This window comes from Streptomyces sp. NPDC085900 (assembly GCF_044540925.1).
Lineage (GTDB): Bacteria > Actinomycetota > Actinomycetes > Streptomycetales > Streptomycetaceae > Streptomyces > Streptomyces gilvifuscus.
The window spans coordinates 131,922-151,926 of record NZ_JBITSP010000009.1 but is presented as its reverse complement, the minus strand read 5'-3'; the positions used below and the strand labels follow the sequence as shown (position 1 = coordinate 151,926).

The window sequence follows — 20,005 nt, the reverse complement described above, 5'->3', positions numbered from 1 at the left end:
CATGACGTGCCGGACCCGACGTCCATGAGCTCCGCGGTCAACGTCTACAAACGCCTCGTCCCCCAGCCCGTCCGTTCCGCCGCCGCGACCACCCTCCCGGTGGGAGTACGGCGCAAGGTCAAACGCCGCCTCGCCCGCACCCTCAGCCGCCGCGAGGCCCGGCTGCACCGGCGTGCCCTGCGCCGGGTGCGCAGGGCGGGGCTCGGCGGCTCCGAGCGCCGGACGCAGACACCCGACGGCAGGGTCGGCCATGTGCACACCGGCCTCAGCGCCGACCTGGCCCGCCGGCTCGACCACGACCTGGTGACCCAGGCCCTCGACGCGGCCGAGATCCCCTGGTTCGCGGTGCCCGCGCTCGACGACCGCCGTATCTGCCTGGCCGTCGACCACAAGGACAAGGGCGCCGTCCGCCGGGTGCTACGCGCGTTGCTGGAGGAGCACACGGGATACGTCGTCTCCGTGTCGCCCGCCCAGAACGACACCGGCCGGATCCCGGGCAGCCACGTCAAGGCGTGGAAGCACTACGGCAAGGCGAAGGTCGTCCGGCTCACCTGGCTGCGCACCGAACCCACCGAGAACCTCTGGGTGGGCGAGGACCAGGGCATCGAGATCGAGTTCTGGACCGCCAACACGGACCTGGCCGCCGAACGGCTGATCGGGCCGCGCCCCAACCGCGTCCAGCGCGCGGTGCCCAGCGACGCGCAGGGCATCGAGATCGGCCTGGAGCGGCTGTCCGGCTACAGCGACATCGACGGCGACCTGGAGCCGACGATCACGCTGGAGACCTTCGACGTCCCCCGGCTGGAGGAGATCACCTTCCCCGTCGACGCCGTGCTGCTGTGGCAGCACGCCACCGCCTGGGGCGAGGAACTGCTGCGCGCCGCGCTGCGCTCCCTGCACCAGTACGCGCCCTGGGTGGACGTCGTCCACGTGGTCGCCGAGGCCGAGCCGCCGGCCTGGCTCACGCCGGACGACCGGCTCACCGTGGTCCGCGCCCGGCCCGGATCCGAGTGGCACCTGCACCGGCTGCCCGATGTCGCCGAGCACTTCCTGCTGCTGCGGCCCGGCGCCCTGCTCGGCCGCCCGGTGCGCCCCTTCGACTACTTCACCCCCAGCGGCACGACCCGCCCCCGGCGCGGCACGTGGAACGCCCGGGAGTCCTTCGCCCCGTGGACCCGCGCCGCCTACTCGGCCACCAGCCGGGTGGCCGCGCACGGCTACGCGCACGGCCCGCAGCCGTACCGCACCGAGACCCTGGCCCGGCTGGCCGCGGCCGGCGCGGCGCCGCTGCCGCTCGACGACCCGCAGCTGCTGCCCGGCGTGCCCGGCACCCACCCGCTGGACGGCGTGGCCCATCACTTCGGGCACACCACCGGCCTGGCCGATCCCTCCGGCGAGGCCTGGGTGGCGCTGCACGCGGCGATGCCCGGCATCGCCACCCGTCTGGAGCGGCTCCTGGTGCGCCGGGACACCCAGCAGATCCAGCTGTTCGGCCTCGGCACCGATGAGGCCCGTGCCCGCGGCGGCACCAGGGTCGCGGTGGCGTGGCTGCACCGGTACTACCCCGTCCCGAGCATCTTCGAGGGCGGCCGGACCACTGACGCAGACGAGGCGGACAACCAGCCGTGAGTATGGGCAACCCAGAGGCCTCCGCAGCGGTCGGCGTGTACCGCACCCTGGTTCCCGCCGGCCTCAGACGCCGTATCGCACGCCGTGTTCCGCTCCGGCTGCGCATGGCGCTCAAGCAGCTGCTGCGCCGGCTGCACACCGTGAACCTGGGCGCCCGGATGATCCGCGGCGCCCGGGCCAGACGCCGCTGGCCGCACCTGTCCGGCGCGGGCGAGCGGCTGGTCGCGCTCGCCGGACACGGCGCGCGGGTCGCGCTGGTACGGCCGACGGTGTCACCGCTCGGTCTGCGCGAGGCCAACCTCGAACTCGTCGTCACCGCCCTGGAAGAGGCGGGCGTCGACTACTTCGCGGTGCGCGGGACCTCCGACTTCCGCTCCTGCCTGGCCGTCGCCGAGGCCGACCGCGACCTCGTCGGCCGGGTGCTCCGGCGGTGCGCCGAGCGCGGCCCCGTCTATCTGCGGGCCTGCCGGGGCGAGGCCGCGCAGGGCCGCACCGTGCCGGCCGGTTCCCGTCCCGGACTGCGGCTGGCCCGGCAGTCCGCCGTCCTGCGGGTCGGCATGGTGTGGAGCGACCCGGCCGCCTCGCTGGTCCTCGGCCTGGAGCACGGCTGCGACATCGAGTTCTGGCGGCCCGAGGACGGACGCCTGCTCGCGCCGCGCCCCAACCGGGTCACCGAGGACGTCGCCCTCGACGAGCCCCGGGTCACCGTTCCCGTCAGCCGGCTCACCGGTTTCGCCGCCCTGCACACCCGCCGTACCCGCTCGGTGCGCACCATCCGGCCCTGTGCCGACCCGCTGCCCGAGGACGTCCGCTTCCCCGTCGACGTCGTCTACACCTGGGTCGACGGCAGCGACCCCCAGTGGCAGCGGCGCCGCGGCGCCTTCGGCGAGGGCGGCTACCACTCCGAGTCCGCGAACGCCGCCCGCTACATCAGCCGCGACGAACTGCGCTACTCCCTGCGCGCGTTGGAGCAGAACGCCCCATGGGTGCGCCATGTCTTCCTGGTGACGGACCGTCAGCGCCCGGCCTGGCTCAACGACGGCCACCCGCGTCTCACGGTCGTCGACCACTCGGAGATCTTCGACGACCCGGCGGCGCTGCCCACGTTCAACTCGCACGCCATCGAGAGCCGTCTGCACCACATCAAGGGCCTGTCCGAGCACTTCCTGTACTTCAACGACGACATGTTCCTCGGCAGCCCCGTCACGCCCCAGGACTTCTTCCTCTCCAACGGCATGACCCGCACCTTCTTCTCCCCCTCCCAGGTGCCCCGTTGGGCCCCGACCCCCGTGGACCGGCCGGTCGACGCGGCCGGCAAGAACAACCGGCGGCTGCTGCAGGACCACTTCGGCACCGCCATCGTGCAGAAGCTGCGGCACGCGCCCTACGCGCTGCGGCGCAGCGTGCTGGCGGAGATCGAGCGCGAGTTCGCCGAGGAGCACCGGCGCACCTCGCACAGCCGGTTCCGCAGCGCCGGCGACATCTCCATCCCGTCGTCGCTGTACCACTACTACGCCTACTTCACCGGCCGGGCCGTGCCCTCGAACATCGCCTTCGCCTACCTCGACCTCGCCCGACCCGAGATCCAGCGCCGCCTCGGCATCCTGCTGGCCCGGCGCGACCGGCAGGCGTTCTGCATCAACGACACGCTCTCCGACGGCCACGACGTCGACCGCCAGACGGCGATGCTCAGCCGGTTCCTGAAGTCCTACTACCCCGTGCCGTCCCCCTTCGAGCGAAAGGACGAGCGGAAGGAGCGTGAGGTCCGGTGAGGATCTCCTTCCTGATCAACAACATCTACGGCATCGGCGGCACCAACCGCACGGTCATCAACCTCGCCGAGGCCCTCTCCGTCCACCACGAGGTGGAGATCGTCTCGGTGTTCCGGCGGGCCGCCGCCCCGAAGTTCGGGATCTCCCCGCGCGTCGGTGTGCGCGCCCTCGTCGACCTGCGCCCCGGCTCCGCCGACCGCACCGCGGCCGGCAGCGGCGAACCCAGCGAAGTCGTGCCGCGCCAGGAGGAGTTCTACGCGCAGTACAGCAGGTTCACCGACGGCCGCATCATCCGCGAACTGCAGAGGACCACCGCCGACGTCGTCGTCGGCACCCGGCCCAGCCTCAACCTCTTCGTCGCCGCGCACACCCGGGACGGCGCCCTGCGCGTCGCCCAGGAGCACATGACCCACCTGGCCATCCCGCCGGCCGTGCGCGCCGAGATGGCCCGCGTCTACCCTCGGCTGGACGCCATCACCACGGTCACCGAGGCCGACGCCGGCTCCTTCACGGAGAACACGCCCGTCCCCGGCGTCCCCGTGACGGGCATCCCCAACAGCGTGCCCCGGCCCTCCGTCGAGCCCTCCGACTGCTCGCGCAAGGTCGTCGTCAGCGCCGGCCGCATGCACCACATCAAGCGCTACGACCTCCTCGTCCGGGCCTTCGGCACGCTGGCCGAGGAGTTCCCCGACTGGCAGCTGCGGATCTACGGCGACGGCGGCGAGGCCGGCAAGCTGCGCGCCCTGATCTCCGAACTCGGCCTGGCCGGGCGGGCATTGCTGATGGGCGGCTTCTCACCCATCGAGTCCGAGTGGGCCAAGGGCTCCATCGCGGCCGTGACGTCGAGCGCGGAGTCCTTCGGCATGACCCTGGTCGAGGCGATGCGCTGCGGACTGCCCGTGGTCTCCACCGACTGCCCCGTCGGCCCGCGCGAGATCCTGCGGGACGGCGAGGACGGCTTCCTGGTGCCCAACGGCGACGTCGACGGCATCGCCCACGGCCTGCGCCGCCTGATGGCCGACGAACCCCTGCGCCGCGCCATGGGCGCCGCCGCCCTGCGCAACGCCACCCGCTACGACCCCGCAGCCGTCGCCGACCGCTACGTCGAGGTGTTCGAGGACGCCGCCCGCCGCCGCGCCGCCACCGAGCGCGGCTACCGGGCTCCGGCGGCCACTCGCCGCACCGGCGTCCGGCACCTCACGGTGCCCCCCGTCTCCCTGGGCACGGCCACCGTCGACGTCACCGCCGACGACGCGGGCTGGCTGCGCTTCAGCGCCGACGGGCCCGGCGAGGGCCGCCGCCGCTGGCAGTTCGTGCTGCGCCACAAGCCGGCCGACGGCGACCCCCGCCCCGACCTGCCGCTGCGCACCTCCCGCAAGGACCTGGAGAACGGCGGCACCCGCTACACCGCCGTGCTGACCCCGTCCGCGCTCGACGAACTCGGCGACGGGCGCTGGCAGGTGACGATGAGCGCCGCCAAGTCCTCGCCCGTCCACATGAAGGCCGGCGTCCGCGACACCCGCGCCCTCATCGACGCCCGCGCCCGCACGGTCGGCCGCCCCCCGGCCGGACCGATCGGCTGGAACCTGCCCTACGCCCAGCCCAACGGGCGCCTGATGCTGCGCACCGTCCTGCGCGAGGAGCACGCCGAGTGCACCCGGGTCGAGGCAGCCGACGGCGCGATCACCCTGAGGGGCGTGCTGACCGGCGGACGCCGCATCGAGCCCGGCGCGCTGTTCGTCGTCAGCCGCCGCGGCCACCACACGCGGACCTTCTCCGTGCCCGTCGAGGTCCTCGGCCGGCAGGCGTTCCGCGCCGAGGCGCCGCTGCGCCATGTCGTCGACCACCGCCTGGAGCGCTGGGAGGACTGGGACTGGTGGCTGCAGCCCGACCCGTTCGACCGCCGAAAGGTGCGCATCTGCCACCTGCTGGAGGACTTCGCCGACGTCAAGGCCGCCTATGTCCACCCGTCCGTCCCACTCGTCGGCGACGAGCCCTCGCCGTACGCCGTGGTCCACCCGGCGCGCCCGGTGTGGGTGCGGCCCTACTGCTCGGCCTCCGGTGCCATGGCCATGAACGTGGTCGACCGGTGAGCCCTGCCCACCCCGACGGCCGAGGAGGGCCGATGACCGAATCCACCCGCTCCATCCTGCACATCGTCGCCCACCAGGACGACGACCTGTACTTCATGAACCCCGACCTGGTGCGCTCCCTGCAGGACGGCGACCGGATCACCACGGTGGTCGTCACCGCGGGCGAGGCCGACGGCATCAACGTCGACACCAACGAGCCCCAACGCGCCGCCGTGGCACCCGACTTCGCCCGCTACAGCACCGAGCGCGGCTGCGGCCTGCGCTCCGCGTACGCGCGGATGGCCACCGGCGACCGCGACCGGCCGTGGCGGCGCGAACCGGTCGACCTGGTCCCCGGGTTCGCCGCCGAACGGTTCACCCTCGTCGGCCACGACGACGTGTGCCTGTACTTCCTCCAGCTGCACATGGGCGCCCCCACCGAGCGAGGCACCCGCACCCGGCTGCACCACCTGTGGGAGGGCGCGCTGCGCACCCAGGCCACGCTGCCGGTGCACGGCTGCACCGTCGGCGAGGCCCAGCACATCACCCGCGAGCAGCTGATCGAGGCGCTGACGGCGCTCCTCGGCCATGTCCGCCCCACGCTGGTGCGCACCATGGACCCCGACCCCGAACACGACGGCGGGCGCGAGGAGTTCGTCTGCTCCGACCACGTCGACCACGCGACGGTCACCCAGTTCGCGCTCGCCGCCCTCGCCCGGCACCGGGAGGCCGGCCACAGTCCGGTGGTGGAGCACTACCGCGGCTACGCCAACCGTTTCTGGGGCTTCAACCTCGACTCGGCCGCGGTGGGCGAGAAGGGCGAGTACCTGGCGACGTACGCCGGTGTCGACGCGCCGACGGTCTGTCCGCACGGCACCTGCCAGACCTGCGGCGACCGCCAGCTCGGACCCAACCCGTACCGCAGCACCCACATGATGAGCGCCGCCTACCGCTACTCGCCGGCCACGAACTGGCTGCGGCTCGGCCCGGGCGGGCGGCTCAACGCCTTCGCCGTGCTGGCGGGACGGCTCGCCTTCTGGACCGAGACCGGGCCGGCGAGCGGCGAGTGGAAGGGCCCCTACGTGCTCGGTGACGGCTGGATCGCGCCGACGCTCGCGGTGACGGGCCTGCCCGGCGGCCCGGCAGAACTGGTCGGCCTGCGCCGCCAGAACGTCGTCGGCGGCGGGGTCACGGTGGACGTCGTGCACACCGCGCAGGACCCCGGCGGCAACGGCTTCAGCGGCTGGCAGACCCTGGAGAACCCCGACTGGGCGCACGGCGACGGCCGCCGCCAGCGGGAACTGGGCGTGCCCTCGGCAGCGGTGGACGGGGGCGGGCGGCTGTACGTCTTCGTCCGCGACTTCGACCAGGGCGTCGCCTGCCGCCGTCGGGAGGCCGACGGCACCTGGCTGCCGTGGGAGAACCTCGGCGGCCGGTTCGTCCAGGACACGGGCTCTGCCCTGGTCACCGAGCGTGGGACCGTCGAGTTGTACGTGCCCGGCAAGAACTCCGTGTGGCGCTGGCACCAGCCCGAACCCGGCGGCCCCTTCGTCCTCGACGACACCCTGCGCACGGGCCGCCCCGCCACCGGCGGCATCACCGCCGTCGACTCCGGCGGCGGCCGCACCTGCCTGTACTTCCGCGAGGCCGGCACCCAGCAGGTGATGGCCTACCGCCAGCACGCCGACGGTCGTTGGCCCGGTTCCGGGGCGGGCCTCGGGGGCCACGGTGGCACCGGTGCCGTGGCCGCCCTGTGGGCACCGGAGCGCGGCGCCCGCGAGGCGTTCCTCGCCCACCGGGGCAGCCGGGGCCGGCTCGTCACCTCGATGCCCGACCGGGACAAGGACGTCTCCGGCACCCACTGGCACGAGTCGGGCGAGATGTTCGCGAGCGCACCGGCGATGGCCTACGACGCGACGGGCGCCGTGGTCGTCACGGTCCTCGGCACCGACGGCCGGCTGCACGTCCGGCGCCAGTTGTCCCCGGCCGCGGGCAGCCCGCTGGGGCCGTGGCTGTCGTAGGAGAACCCACGAAAAGAGAGAGGGCCTCCGCCCGGCGGCGGAGGCCCTCTTCAGTTGCCCTCGGGTGTTACGCCGGAACCGACGCCACGCCCGGAGCCAGGAACTTCTTGCCGTTCACACGTTCGGAGACACCCTCGCGGTCCAGGTACGGCGTGATGCCGCCCAGGTGGAAGGGCCAGCCGGCGCCCGTGATCAGGCAGAGGTCGATGTCCTGGGCCTCGGCGACGACGCCCTCGTCGAGCATGAGCCCGATCTCCTGGGCGACGGCGTCCAGGACGCGCTCGCGGACCTGCTCCTCGGTCAGGACGGAGTCGCCCTGCTTGAGCAGCGCGGCGACCTCCGGGTCCAGCTCCGGCTTGCCGGAGTCGTAGACGTAGAAGCCGCGCTTGCCCGCCTTGACGACGGCCGCGAGGTTCGGGGAGACCGTGAAGCGGTCCGGGAAGGCCCGGTTGAGGGTCTCCGAGACGTGCAGGCCGATCGCGGGACCGACCAGCTCCAGGAGGACCAGCGGGGACATCGGCAGGCCCAGGGGCTCCACCGCCTTCTCGGCGACGGCGACCGGGGTGCCCTCGTCGATGACGTTCTGGATCTCGCCCATGAAGCGGGTGAGGATGCGGTTGACGACGAACGCCGGGGCGTCCTTGACCAGGACCGCGGTCTTCTTCAGCTTCTTGGCCACGGCGAACGCGGTCGCCAGCGACGCGTCGTCGGTCTGCTCGCCGCGGACGATCTCCAGCAGCGGGAGGATCGCGACGGGGTTGAAGAAGTGGAAGCCGACGACCCGCTCGGGGTTCTTCAGCTTCGACGCCATCTCGGTCACCGACAGCGAGGAGGTGTTGGTGGCGAGGATCGCGTGCGCCGGGGCGACCGCCTCGACCTCCGCGAACACCTGCTGCTTGACGCCGATCTCCTCGAAGACGGCCTCGATGATGAAGTCGGCGTCCGCGAAGCCCTCGGCCTTGTCCAGCACACCGGTCACCAGCGCCTTGAGGCGGTTGGCCTTGTCCTGGTTGATACGGCCCTTGCCGAGCAGCTTGTCGATCTCGGCGTGGACGTAGCCCACACCCTTGTCGACGCGCTCCTGGTCGATGTCGGTCAGCACGACCGGCACCTCCAGGCGGCGCAGGAAGAGCAGCGCCAGCTGCGAGGCCATCAGGCCCGCGCCGACCACGCCGACCTTGGTGACCGGGCGGGCCAGGCTCTTGTCCGGGGCGCCGGCGGGACGCTTGCCGCGCTTCTGCACCAGGTTGAACGCGTAGATGCCGGACCGCAGTTCGCCGCCCATGATCAGGTCGGCGAGCGCCTGGTCCTCGGCGTCGTAGCCCTGCTGCAGGTCGCCGTTCTTGGCGGCGGCGATGATGTCCAGGGCGCGGTAGGCGGCCGGGGCGGCGCCGTGCACCTTGGAGTCCGCGATGAAGCGGCCCTTGGCGACGGCCTGGTCCCAGGCCTCACCGCGGTCGATGACCGGGCGCTCGACGACGATCTCGCCCTTGAGGACGGACGCCGTCCACAGCAGCGACTGCTCCAGGAAGTCCGCGCCCTCGAACAGCGCGTCGGCGATGCCCAGTTCGTAGACCTGGACGCCCTTGAGCTGCTTGTTCTGGTTGAGCGAGTTCTCGATGATCACCGAGACGGCCTTGTCGGCGCCGATCAGGTTCGGCAGCAGGGTGCAGCCGCCCCAGCCGGGGACCAGGCCGAGGAAGACCTCGGGGAGCGAGAAGGCGGGCAGGGCCGCGGACACCGTGCGGTACTTGCAGTGCAGACCGACCTCGACGCCACCGCCCATCGCGGCGCCGTTGTAGTAGGCGAAGGTCGGCACCGCGAGGCCGCCGAGGCGCTTGAAGACCTCGTGGCCGCCCTTGCCGATGGCCAGCGCGTCCTTGTGCTCCTTGAGCAGCTCGACGCCCTTGAGGTCGGCGCCGACGGCGAAGATGAACGGCTTGCCGGTGATGCCGACGCCGACGATCTCGCCGGCCGCGGCCTCCTTCTCGACCTGGTCGATGGCGGTGTTGAGGTTCGCCAGCGAGGCCGGGCCGAAGGTGGTCGGCTTGGTGTGGTCGAAGCCGTTGTCCAGCGTGATGAGCGCGAAGCGCCCCGCGTTGAACGGCAGGTCCAGGTGGCGTACGTGCGCCTGGGTGACTACCTCGTCCGGGAACAGCTCGGCCGCACCCTTCAAGAGCTCAGTGGTGCTCACTTGCTGCCTCCGGCGTCCTTGTGGTTCGGGTTCTCCCAGATGACCGTCGCGCCCATGCCGAAGCCGACGCACATGGTCGTCAGGCCGTAGCGGACCTCGGGCTGCTCCTCGAACTGGCGGGCCAGCTGCGTCATCAGACGCACACCGGAGGAGGCCAGCGGGTGACCGAAGGCGATGGCGCCGCCGTACTGGTTGACGCGCTCGTCGTCGTCGGCGATGCCGTAGTGGTCGAGGAAGGCCAGGACCTGGACGGCGAAGGCCTCGTTGATCTCGAACAGGCCGATGTCGGAGATCGACAGACCCGCCTGGGCGAGGGCCTTCTCGGTGGCCGGGATCGGGCCGTAGCCCATGACCTCCGGCTCGACACCCGCGAAGGAGTACGCGACGAGGCGCATCTTCACCGGGAGGTCGTTCTCGCGGGCGAACTCCTCGGAGGCGATCAGCGAGGCGGTGGCGCCGTCGTTCAGACCGGCCGCGTTACCGGCGGTGACCCGGCCGTGGACGCGGAACGGGGTCTTGAGTCCGGAGAGGTTCTCCAGGGTCGTGCCCGGGCGCATCGGCTCGTCGGCGGTGACCAGGCCCCAGCCGGTCTCACCGGCCTCCGGGTTCGTGCGGCGCACCGAGATCGGGACCAGGTCTGCCTGGATCTTGCCGTTGGCGTACGCCTTGGCGGCCTTCTCCTGGGAGCGCACGGCGTACTCGTCGGCGCGCTGCTTGGTGATCTGCGGGTAGCGGTCGTGCAGGTTCTCGGCGGTCATGCCCATGAACAGGGCGGACTCGTCGACCAGCTTCTCGCTCACGAACCGCGGGTTGGGGTCCACGCCCTCGCCCATGGGGTGGCGGCCCATGTGCTCGACACCACCGGCGATGGCGATGTCGTAGGCACCGAAGGCGACCGAACCGGCGACCGTGGTCACGGCGGTCAGCGCGCCCGCGCACATGCGGTCGATGGAGTAGCCGGGTACCGACTGCGGCAGACCGGCGAGGATGCCCGCCGTGCGGCCGATGGTGAGGCCCTGGTCACCGATCTGCGTGGTCGCGGCGATCGCCACCTCGTCGATCTTCTTCGGGTCGAGACCGGGGTTGCGGCGCAGCAGCTCCCGGATCGCCTTCACGACGAGGTCGTCGGCACGGGTCTCGTGGTAGATGCCCTTCGGGCCCGCCTTGCCGAACGGGGTACGGACGCCGTCTACGAAGACGACGTCCCTGACGGTACGAGGCACGATGGCTCTCCTCCAGGGTGCGGGATCTGCACTGCTGCGACCGCGCTGAGCGCGCGCTCAGGCCCATGCTACTTGCGGGTAACGTAACTGCACACCCCTGACGGACACAGCGGCGAAGGTCACATCCGCGGAGGGGCGGTCGACCCCCGGGGAGTGAGGACCGGAGTGGGCACCGGATGCGACCCGGGTCCCTTCCCGGTGATCACGCCGAACAGCGTACGCGCCACGTCCGCCCCGAATCCGTGCACGTCATGGCTCATGGCGGAGAGCGTCGGATGGGTGAGCCGGCACAGCTGGGAGTCGTCCCACGCCAGCAGCGAGACGTCCGCCGGCACGCTCAGCCCCATCTCCGCCGCCACCGACAGCCCGGCCACCGCCATGATGTCGTTGTCGTAGACGATCGCCGTGGGCCGGTCGGGAGCGGCGGCCGTCAGCAGCGAACGGGTGGCCCGCGCCCCCGACTCCCCCGAGTAGTCCGTGGTGACCTGCCAGGCCCCCGCGAGTTCCAGGGCCCGCGCCGCCTCGTCGAACGCGGCCGTCCGGGTCGCCGTGTGCCCGAGCGCCGCCGCGCCCCCCACCCGCGCGATCCGCCGGTGCCCGAGCGCCGCGAGATACCGCACCGCCTCCGTGACGGCGGTCGCGTCGTCGGTCCACACCGACGTCAGCGAACCGGTGAGCGACGGATGCCCGACCGCCACCACCGGCATCCCCAGCCGCTCCGCCGAGGCCACGCGGGGGTCGTCGAGCCGGAAGTCGACCAGGATCGAGCCGCCGACCTGCCGCCCCCGCCACCACGAATCCAGCAGCCCGACCTCCTCCTCCACGTTCCGCACCAGCCGCAGCAGCAGCGAGCAGGACCGCTCGGTCAGCACGCTCTCCACCCCGGAGACGAACTCCATGTAGAAGGGCTCCAGCCCCAGCAGCCGCGCGGGCCGGCAGATCGCCAGCCCCACGACGTCCACCCGGGACCCCGCCAGCGTGCGCGCGGTCGAGTTCGGCGCCCACCCCAGCTCCCGGGCCGCCTCGAAGATCCGGTCCCGGGTCGACTCCGACAGACCCGGCTTGTGGTTGAAGGCGAGCGACACCGCCCCCTTGGACACACCGGCACGCGCGGCGACGTCCTTGATGGTGACGCGCGAGGTCGTCATGCGGTCGGCTCCAGGCAGTACAGGGCGGCGCGGGCGGCGTCCGGGTCGGGATTCTCCCAGCCGCTGACCCCGATGGTCACCCGCTCCCCGGGCAGCAGCGTGATCAGCCCCCGGTCGGCGCGAGCCTCCGGCCGCAGCCGGTCGGCCTGCAGCAGCAGATCCCGTACGAGGGTGCGGGCCGTCACCCGCACCGCGCCCGGTGCCACCGCCACGTCGAACTCCGGTCGCGGGTAGGCCATTTCACGGTCCGGCACCGGGAACCACAGCGCCCGCAGTCCGTCCGCGTCGGCCACCAGGAACTCCTTCGGCCCGGCCGGCTCCAGCTCCCGCGGCACCGCCACGCGGGCGACGGCGCGCCGCTCCGCCCGGAACTCCACGCCCGCCTCGGCGACCACCGTGCCCTGGACGGACATCCGGCGCAGCGTCACCGTGCCCGTCCACGCCCGCCCGGCCTGGTTGACGGCGGCCAGCACCAGTCCGGGCTCCCGCGCCTGCACCGTCAGCAACCGGTCCGCGTACAGCCGCCGCAACTCGTGGTAGAGCGGCTTCTCCCGGCCGTCCCCGTCGATCGCGGCCCAACTCGTCACCGGCCAGCAGTCGTTGAGCTGCCACACGACCGTGCCCGCGCACTGCGGCCAGTGCGACCGCCAGTGCTCGATCCCGGCGGCCACCGCGCGCGCCTGGTTGACCTGAGTCAGATAGTGCCAGCGGTCGAAGTCCCCCTTCGGCAGGGCGAAATGCCGGGCCAGCCCCCGCTCCAGCTTGCCGTTGCCGTCGTCGGCCTTCTGGTGGTGCAGCATGCCGGGGGAGTCCGGGGCGAGTTCCTCGCCCGGCAGCGCCCGCCGCAGCGTGGCGTACGCGGGCGGCGCCTGCCAGCCGAACTCCGCCACGAACCGCGGCACTTCACGCCGGTACTCGCCGTAGTCCGCCCGGTTCCACACCTCCCAGGAGTGGTGCGTGCCGTGCGCCGGATCGTTCGGGTGCCGCTCCCACGACCCCGACCAGGGACTGCCCGCCGTATAGGGCCGGGTCGGATCCAGCTCGGCCACCACACGCGGCAGTACGCCCAGGTAGTAGCCCTCGCCCCAGGAGTCCCCGGCGAGCCGCGCCTCCCATCCCCAGTCCCGGAACCCCCACAGGTTCTCGTTGTTGCCGTTCCACAGCACCAGCGACGGATGCGGCATCAGCCGTACGACGTTCTCCCGCGCCTCGGCCTCCACCTCGCCCCGCAGCGGCTGCTCCTCCGGGTAGGCGGCGCAGGCGAACGGGAAGTCCTGCCAGACCAGCAGCCCCAGTTCGTCGCAGGCATCGTAGAAGTCCCCGCTTTCGTAGATTCCGCCGCCCCAGATCCGCACCAGGTCCACCTCGGCGCGGGCGGCCTGCCCGAGCCGCTCCCGGTAGCGCTCCCGCGTCACGCGTGAGGGGAAGACGTCGTCCGGGATCCAGTTCACGCCGCGCGCGAAGAGCCGCTCGCCGTTGACGACCAGGGTGAAGCGGGTGCCGTGCGCATCCGCGGACGTGTCCAGCCGCACGGTCCGGAAGCCGACCCGGCGCCGCCACACGTCCAGCGCGTCCCTGTCGTGCACGAGCGTCAACTCGATGTCGTACAGCGGCTGTTCACCGTACCCGCGCGGCCACCACAGTCGCGCGTCCGGCACCCGGAGCCGGACGACCCCCGCCGTCCCCTCGATCTCCCCGCGCACCCGGGCCCCGCCGACCGTCGCCTCCACGGCTAGCGGCGCCTCCACCCGGCTGCGCTCGACCTCGACGTGCAGCTCCACCACGCCCACGCCGTCCTCGACCGTCACCAGGGGCCGCACCCGGGCGATCCGGGCGGTGGACCAGGACTCCAGCCGCACCGGCCGCCAGATTCCGGCCGTCACCAGCGTGGGACCCCAGTCCCAGCCGAACGAGCAGGCCATCTTGCGCACGTACTGGTACGGCTCCGGATAGGCGGCCGGCCGCTCGCCCACCCGCCCGCGCACCGCCTCCGCCTCGGCGTAGGCGGAGACGAACCGCACCGACAGCCGCCCCTGAAGCCCGGTGACGTCGAAGCGGTAGGAGCGGTGCATGTTCCGGGTCCGGCCCAGCACCTGCCCGTCGACCGTCACCTCGGCGACCGTGTCGAGCCCGTCGAAGACCAGGTCGGTCTGCTCGTGGCCCTCCGCCCCGCCCCGCAGCTCGGTCTCGTACGTCCACTCCCGCCGCGCGACCCACGCCACCTCGGTCTCGTTCGCACCGAGAAAGGGGTCCGGGATCACCCCGGCCGCCAGCAGGTCGGTGTGCACACAGCCCGGCACCGCTGCCGGAAGTCCCTCCCCTTCGTGCCGCAGGACCCATCCCTCGGTGAGCGGTGTCGCCTCCAGCATGCACACTCCCTAAACCGTTTCAGTCCAGTCAGCGAAAAGCTTTCGACAGCCTTGGCGGAATACAGACTTTACCGGTTAAGAAAACGTTGTCAGAGTTCCGAACCAGCCAACCCGCTCGTGCTCGTCCGTCCCATGAACGCGAACCATGAACGGAGCTGATGCACATGTCCCGCCGTACAGTCCTGGCCATCGCGGCCGGAGCCGCTCTCGTCCTCACGGCCTGCACCGGCACCGGAGCCGCCTCCAAGGGCGCGGACGCCAAGGCGCCCGACGACCCGTCGAAGGTCAGCGGAACCATCAAGGTCCTCACCCAGCGCACCGACCTCGTGCAGGACGGCACGATGAAGAAATACGCCGCCGCGTTCAACAGGACGTACCCGAAGGTCAAGGTCGAGTTCGAGGCCCTCACCAACTACGAGGCCGACGTCAAGATCCGCATGAACACGGAGAACTACGGCGACGTCCTGATGATCCCGGGCGTGGTGAAGAAGAGCGACTACCCCAGGTTCTTCGCCTCGCTCGGCACGCGGGCGGAGCGCGGCAGGAAGTACCGTTTCACGGACTTCACCGCGGTGGACGGCAAGGTCTACGGCCAGAGCCCGATCGGCGTGACCCCCGGCTTCGTCTACAACAAGAAGGTCTGGCGCGAGGCCGGCGTCACCAAGTGGCCCACCACACCTGCCGAGTTCCTCGGCGACCTCAAGGCGATCAAGTCCAGGACGGACGCCGTCCCGTACTACACCAACTTCGCCGCGCAGTGGCCGCTGACGTCGTGGACCTTCGTCAACGGCTCGGTCGGCTGCGACACCGGGGCCACCACGAAGCTGGCCGACGGGGACCCCTGGGCGAAGGGCAGCGACCTGCGCGTCGGCGACACCCTGCTGTACGACATCGTGCACCAGGGCCTGGCCGAGAAGGACCCGACGACCACCAACTGGGAGCTGTCCAAGCCGCAGTTGGCCAAGGGGAAGATCGCCACGCAGTGGCTCGGCACCTGGGCGATCGTCCAGTTCCAGGACGCCGCGAAGAAGGCCGGGGCGAACCCCGACGACATCGGCTTCATGCCGTTCCCCGCCCAGGTGAACGGCACGTTCTGCGCGGTCGTCGGCCCCGACTACAACCAGGCCGTCAACGTCCACTCCAAGCACAAGGAGGCGGCCCGCGCCTGGATCGACTGGTTCACCGACAAGTCCGGCTACGACAGGGACAACCTGGCGATCTCCCCCCTGAAGAACGCCCCGCTTCCCGATGTGCTGAAGCCCTACGAGGACCAGGGCGTGCGGCTCATCGAGCTCGACGACACCAAGGGCGCCCAGGTCAAGGCGATCGACGACCAGTCCGAGGTCGGCATCAACAAGCCCGACTACCGCCAGGACCTGGTCGACCTCGCGCGCGGCGCCAGGAAGGGCAGCCTGGACTCCTTCCTGGCCGGCCTGAGCAGGAAGTGGACCGAGGCGCAGAAGACCGTGGGGTCCTGAGATGACGGACACCACCCCCGAGGCGCCCGAGCGGGCCCCCATGGCACCGCCGCCCACCGCGCCCCTCCCGGCCCCCGCCCCGCGCGCCGCACGCGTGTGGCGGGGCCTGACCCCCTGGCTGTTCCTCCTCGTCCCGCTCGCCTTCCTGATCACCTTCACCTACGCGCCGATCGTCAACATGCTGGCGTACAGCTTCACCGACTGGGACGGACTCAGCCCCGAACTGCACTACACGGGCATCGGCAACTACACCGAACTGTTCACCCGCCCCGACCTGTTCGAGGTCTTCTGGGTCAGCGGCTACTACCTGGCCGCCTCCGTGGTCCAGATCGGCGTCGCCCTCTACTTCGCCACGATCCTCAGCTTCGACGTCCGCTTCCGGAACCTCTTCAAGGGCGTGCTGTTCTTCCCGTACCTGATCAACGGGGTGGCGATCGGCTTCGTCTTCCTCTACTTCTTCCAGGACGGCGGCACCCTCGACTCGGTCCTCGCGCTCTTCGGCGTCCACTCCGACCACGCGTGGCTGGGCACCCCGGTCTCCGCGAACGTCTCCCTGGCCGGGGTCTCCGTCTGGCGCTACACGGGCCTGAACTTCGTGCTGTTCCTGGGCGCGATCCAGTCCATCCCGGGGGAGCTGTACGAGGCCGCCGAACTGGACGGCGCCAACCGCCGGCAGCAGTTCCGGCACATCATCGCGCCCGGCATCAGGCCGGTGCTGAGCCTCAGCGTGATCCTGTCCGTCTCCGGGTCGCTGTCGGTCTTCGAGATCCCGTACATCATGACCGGCGGGGCGACCGGCACCGAGACCTTCGTGATCCAGACGGTGAAGCTGGCCTTCCAGTTCAACAAGACGGGCCTGGCCTCCGCGGCCGCCGTCGTCCTGCTGCTGATCATCCTCCTGGTGACCTGGATCCAGCGGCGCCTCGTCCCCGACGACAAGGTGGATCTCGTATGACACGCCGAGCGGTGGCCCGCACCCTGGTCTACCTGTCCCTGGTCGCGGCGAGCGTGGTCGTCCTGCTGCCGCTGGTCGTCGTCCTGCTGACCTCCCTGAAGACCGAACAGGAGACGTCGAACGACACGGGGGCGCTCAGCCTGCCCCACGACCTGCTCAACTTCCACAACTACGTCACGGCGTTCCAGGACGGCCGTATGCTCTCCGCGTTCGGCAACACGGCCTTCATCCTGGTCGTCTCCGTCGGCGGCACGGTCCTCATCGGCTCGATGACGGCCTACGCGATCGACCGGTTCACCTTCCGCTTCAAGAAGCCGGTGGTGGCCCTGTTCCTGATCGCCGCCCTGGTCCCCGGGGTCACCACCCAGGTGGCGACCTTCCGGATCGTCACCGGCTTCGGCATGTTCGACACCCGCTGGGCCCCGATCGCCCTCTACATGGGCACGGACATCGTCTCGATCTACATCTTCCTGCAGTTCGTCCGCTCGATCCCGGTGAGCCTCGACGAGTCGGCCCGCCTGGACGGCGCGAACGCGTTCACGATCTACTGGCGGATCATCTTCCCGCTGCTCAAGCCGGCGATCGCGACCGTGGTGATCGTGAAGGGGATCGCCGTCTACAACGACTTCTACATCCCCTTCCTGTACATGCCGAACCAGGATCTTGGCGTGATCTCGACGTCCCTGTTCCGCTTCAAGGGCCCGTTCGGTGCCCACTGGGAGACGATCTCGGCGGGGGCGATCCTGGTCATCCTCCCCACGCTGGTCGTCTTCCTGTGCCTGCAGCGGTACATCTACAACGGCTTCACACGGGGAGCGACCAGGTGAGGAGTGCTCAGGAGGGCGGGGCGCCGGCGGACAGCGCGGCCACCAGCACCGGCGTGACCTGCTCGACCTGCCAGCCCCGCGCCCCGTGCCCGGCCAGCGCGCCCCCGACCGTCTCGGCGTCCACGGCCTTCGGCGGCTCCCAGCAGACCCGCCGCACGGTGTCCGGCGAGATCAGGTTCTCCTGCGGCATGTTCAGCCGCTCGGCCAGCGCCGACACCCCGGCCCTGGCGGCCGACAGTCGCGCGGCCGCGGCCGGGTCCTTGTCGGCCCAGGCCCGCGGCGGCGGGGGCCCGGTCACCGGCTGCCCGGGCGCCGGCAACTGGGACTCGGACAGCGCCCTCGCCCGGTCCACCGCCGCCTGCCACTGCTCCAGCTGCCGCCGCCCCATGCGGTTGCCGAAGCCGTTCAACGCCGTGAGCGCCTGCACGTCGGCCGGCAGGGCGAGCGCCGCCTCGACGATGGCCGCGTCGCTGAGCACCTTGCCCGGCGAGACGTCCCGCCGCTGGGCGATCCGGTCGCGGGTCTGCCACAGCTCCCGCACGACGGCGAGCTGCCGGCGCCGGCGCACCTTGTGCATCCCGGACGTCCGGCGCCAGGGGTCCTTGCGCGGCTCGGCGGGCGGCGCGGCCGCGATCGCCGCGAACTCCTGCCGCGCCCACTCCAGCTTCCCCTGCCGGTCCAGCTCCTTCTCCAGGGCGTCCCGCAGATCGACCAGCAGCTCCACGTCCAGTGCCGCGTACCTGAGCCACGGCTCGGGCAGCGGCCGCGTCGACCAGTCGACGGCGGAGTGCCCCTTCTCCAGTACGAAGCCCAGGACGCCCTCGACCATCGCGCCGAGGCCGACCCGGGGGAAGCCGGCCAGCCGTCCCGCGAGCTCGGTGTCGAACAGCCGCGTCGGCATCATGCCTATTTCGCGCAGACAGGGCAGGTCCTGGGTGGCGGCGTGCAGCACCCACTCGACGCCCGACAGCGCCTCGCCGAGACCGGAGAGATCGGGACAGGCCACGGGGTCGATCAGTGCGGTCCCCGCGCCCTCGCGGCGCAGCTGCACCAGATAGGCGCGCTGGCCGTAGCGGTAGCCGGAGGCCCGCTCGGCGTCGACGGCGACGGGCCCGGTGCCGGCCGCGAACGCGGCGATCACCCGGGCGAGCGCGTCCGCGTCGGCGACGACGGGCGGAATGCCCTCGCGCGGCTCCAGCAGGGGGATCGGCGCCTCCGCTGCAGAAGATCCGCCGTCGTCCGGAGGGGCGCCTCCGGTGGTTCGCAGTGAAACGTCTGCTGCGGTGTCTTGGGCGTCGGTCACATGTCAAGGGTATCCGTGTATGGACGGCGCCTGCCGACGGAACGTTCCGTCGGCAGGCGCCGGGGGGTCGCAAACCAGTCAGCCAGGTGACAGCTCTGGTTCACGTGCGTGAACTTCGCGGGGTGTCGGACTCAGTGGATGATGCCGGTACGCAGGGCCACGGCGACCATTCCGGCCCGGTCTCCGGTGCCGAGCTTGCGGGCGATGCGGGCGAGGTGGCTCTTGACGGTCAGCGCGGACAGGCCCATGGAGACGCCGATCGCCTTGTTCGACTGGCCCTCCGCCACCAGTCTGAGCACCTCGACCTCGCGGCCGGAGAGCTCGCGGTAGCCGCCCGGGTGGCTCGGGGCACCCGGGGGGCGGCGGTGCATACGGGCCGCGGCGGCACCGATGGGGGCGGCACCGGGTCGGGTGGGGAGCCCGACGTTGGTGCGGGTGCCGGTGACGACGTAGCCCTTCACGCCGCCCGCGAGGGCGTTGCGCACGGCGCCGATGTCGTCGGCGGCGGACAGGGCCAGGCCGTTGGGCCAGCCCGCCGCGCGGGTCTCGGAGAGGATGGTGAGGCCCGAGCCGTCGGGCAGGTGGACGTCGGCGACACAGATGTCGCGGGGGTTGCCGATGCGGGGACGAGCCTCCGCGATGGACGAGGCCTCGATGACATCGCGCACACCGAGCGCCCACAGGTGGCGGGTGACGGTGGAGCGGACGCGCGGGTCGGCCACGACCACCATGGCGGTCGGCTTGTTCGGGCGGTAGGCGACCAGGCTTGCGGGCTGCTCGAGGAGAACGGACACCAGGCCTCCTGGGGGGCGGGACGGCTTTCCAAGGTCACAACCGTCTTCGGCACCAAACCTGGAGTCCTTTAGAGAAAGATCACGATTTAGTGAGAAACAATCAGTTCAAATCGGACAGGTGGTCGATCGTTCGGTGAACGAATCGGTTCGTTCGAGGATTCATTCCTGACTGAATGTGGCCGTATCGACAAAGTGACGGTCAAACGGCCACCGTGGACTC

The 20,005-nt window shown here is 71.5% G+C and carries 13 protein-coding genes; 7 read left to right on the top strand and 6 right to left on the bottom strand.

Translation table 11 applies throughout. The annotated features are described in order from the left end of the window. Window positions 1-6: 6 nt before the first annotated feature. From ACIGDI_RS29065 to ACIGDI_RS29050, 4 genes are read left to right on the top strand one after another with little or no spacing between them, the layout of a single operon-like run. Window positions 7-1,629 carry a sugar phosphotransferase gene (locus tag ACIGDI_RS29065; protein WP_399902589.1) on the top strand — a complete coding sequence of 541 codons (1,623 nt, stop codon included), beginning with the start codon at window positions 7-9 and terminating at the stop codon, window positions 1,627-1,629. Then, window positions 1,626-3,401: a stealth family protein gene (locus tag ACIGDI_RS29060; RefSeq protein WP_399902587.1), complete on the top strand. Its 1,776-nt coding sequence runs from the start codon at window positions 1,626-1,628 to the stop codon at window positions 3,399-3,401. Before ACIGDI_RS29065 ends, ACIGDI_RS29060 begins: the two co-directional genes overlap by 4 nt. After that, entirely contained in the window at window positions 3,398-5,494 is a 2,097-nt protein-coding gene (locus ACIGDI_RS29055; RefSeq protein ID WP_399902584.1) for a glycosyltransferase family 4 protein, read from the top strand. The genes ACIGDI_RS29060 and ACIGDI_RS29055 overlap by 4 nt, the downstream gene beginning before the upstream one ends. A gap of 32 nt (window positions 5,495-5,526) precedes the next feature. Further along, window positions 5,527-7,494: a hypothetical protein gene (locus tag ACIGDI_RS29050; RefSeq protein WP_399902581.1), complete on the top strand. Its 1,968-nt coding sequence runs from the start codon at window positions 5,527-5,529 to the stop codon at window positions 7,492-7,494. Window positions 7,495-7,561: 67 nt separating this feature from the next. Here ACIGDI_RS29050 and ACIGDI_RS29045 read toward each other — a convergent pair whose 3' ends face one another. From ACIGDI_RS29045 to ACIGDI_RS29030, 4 genes are all read right to left on the bottom strand, one after another. Next, entirely contained in the window at window positions 7,562-9,688 is a 2,127-nt protein-coding gene (locus tag ACIGDI_RS29045) for a 3-hydroxyacyl-CoA dehydrogenase NAD-binding domain-containing protein (protein ID WP_399902579.1), read from the bottom strand. After that, window positions 9,685-10,911, bottom strand: a complete 1,227-nt coding sequence (locus tag ACIGDI_RS29040; RefSeq protein WP_399902576.1) for a thiolase family protein — start codon at window positions 10,909-10,911, stop codon at window positions 9,685-9,687. The genes ACIGDI_RS29045 and ACIGDI_RS29040 overlap by 4 nt, the downstream gene beginning before the upstream one ends. Before the next feature lie 119 nt (window positions 10,912-11,030). Then, entirely contained in the window at window positions 11,031-12,059 is a 1,029-nt protein-coding gene (locus ACIGDI_RS29035; RefSeq protein WP_399902573.1) for a LacI family DNA-binding transcriptional regulator, read from the bottom strand. Then, window positions 12,056-14,428 carry a glycoside hydrolase family 2 protein gene (locus tag ACIGDI_RS29030; protein WP_399902570.1) on the bottom strand — a complete coding sequence of 791 codons (2,373 nt, stop codon included), beginning with the start codon at window positions 14,426-14,428 and terminating at the stop codon, window positions 12,056-12,058. Before ACIGDI_RS29030 ends, ACIGDI_RS29035 begins: the two co-directional genes overlap by 4 nt. A gap of 164 nt (window positions 14,429-14,592) precedes the next feature. Between ACIGDI_RS29030 and ACIGDI_RS29025 the strand changes: the two genes are divergently transcribed. Genes ACIGDI_RS29025 through ACIGDI_RS29015 form a run of 3 tightly spaced genes read left to right on the top strand, consistent with a single transcriptional unit; the run spans window position 14,593 to window position 17,688 of the window. After that, on the top strand, window positions 14,593-15,906 hold the full coding sequence (locus tag ACIGDI_RS29025; RefSeq protein WP_399902568.1) for an extracellular solute-binding protein: 1,314 nt from the start codon (window positions 14,593-14,595) through the stop codon (window positions 15,904-15,906). 1 nt (window position 15,907) lies between these two features. Then, window positions 15,908-16,861 carry a carbohydrate ABC transporter permease gene (locus ACIGDI_RS29020; protein WP_399902565.1) on the top strand — a complete coding sequence of 318 codons (954 nt, stop codon included), beginning with the start codon at window positions 15,908-15,910 and terminating at the stop codon, window positions 16,859-16,861. Then, the gene (locus ACIGDI_RS29015; RefSeq protein ID WP_399902562.1) at window positions 16,858-17,688 is read left to right on the top strand and encodes a carbohydrate ABC transporter permease; all 831 of its coding nucleotides are present in this window, start codon (window positions 16,858-16,860) and stop codon (window positions 17,686-17,688) included. Before ACIGDI_RS29020 ends, ACIGDI_RS29015 begins: the two co-directional genes overlap by 4 nt. Before the next feature lie 7 nt (window positions 17,689-17,695). Here the strand turns inward: ACIGDI_RS29015 and ACIGDI_RS29010 are convergent, their stop codons facing one another. Together ACIGDI_RS29010 and ACIGDI_RS29005 are read right to left on the bottom strand one after the other, a co-directional pair. Continuing rightward, the gene (locus ACIGDI_RS29010) at window positions 17,696-18,991 is read right to left on the bottom strand and encodes a ribonuclease D (RefSeq protein WP_399902559.1); all 1,296 of its coding nucleotides are present in this window, start codon (window positions 18,989-18,991) and stop codon (window positions 17,696-17,698) included. Window positions 18,992-19,122: 131 nt separating this feature from the next. Continuing rightward, window positions 19,123-19,785, bottom strand: coding sequence for a response regulator transcription factor (locus tag ACIGDI_RS29005; RefSeq protein WP_200704978.1), 663 nt, complete (start codon window positions 19,783-19,785; stop codon window positions 19,123-19,125). Between the last annotated feature and the right edge of the window lie 220 nt (window positions 19,786-20,005).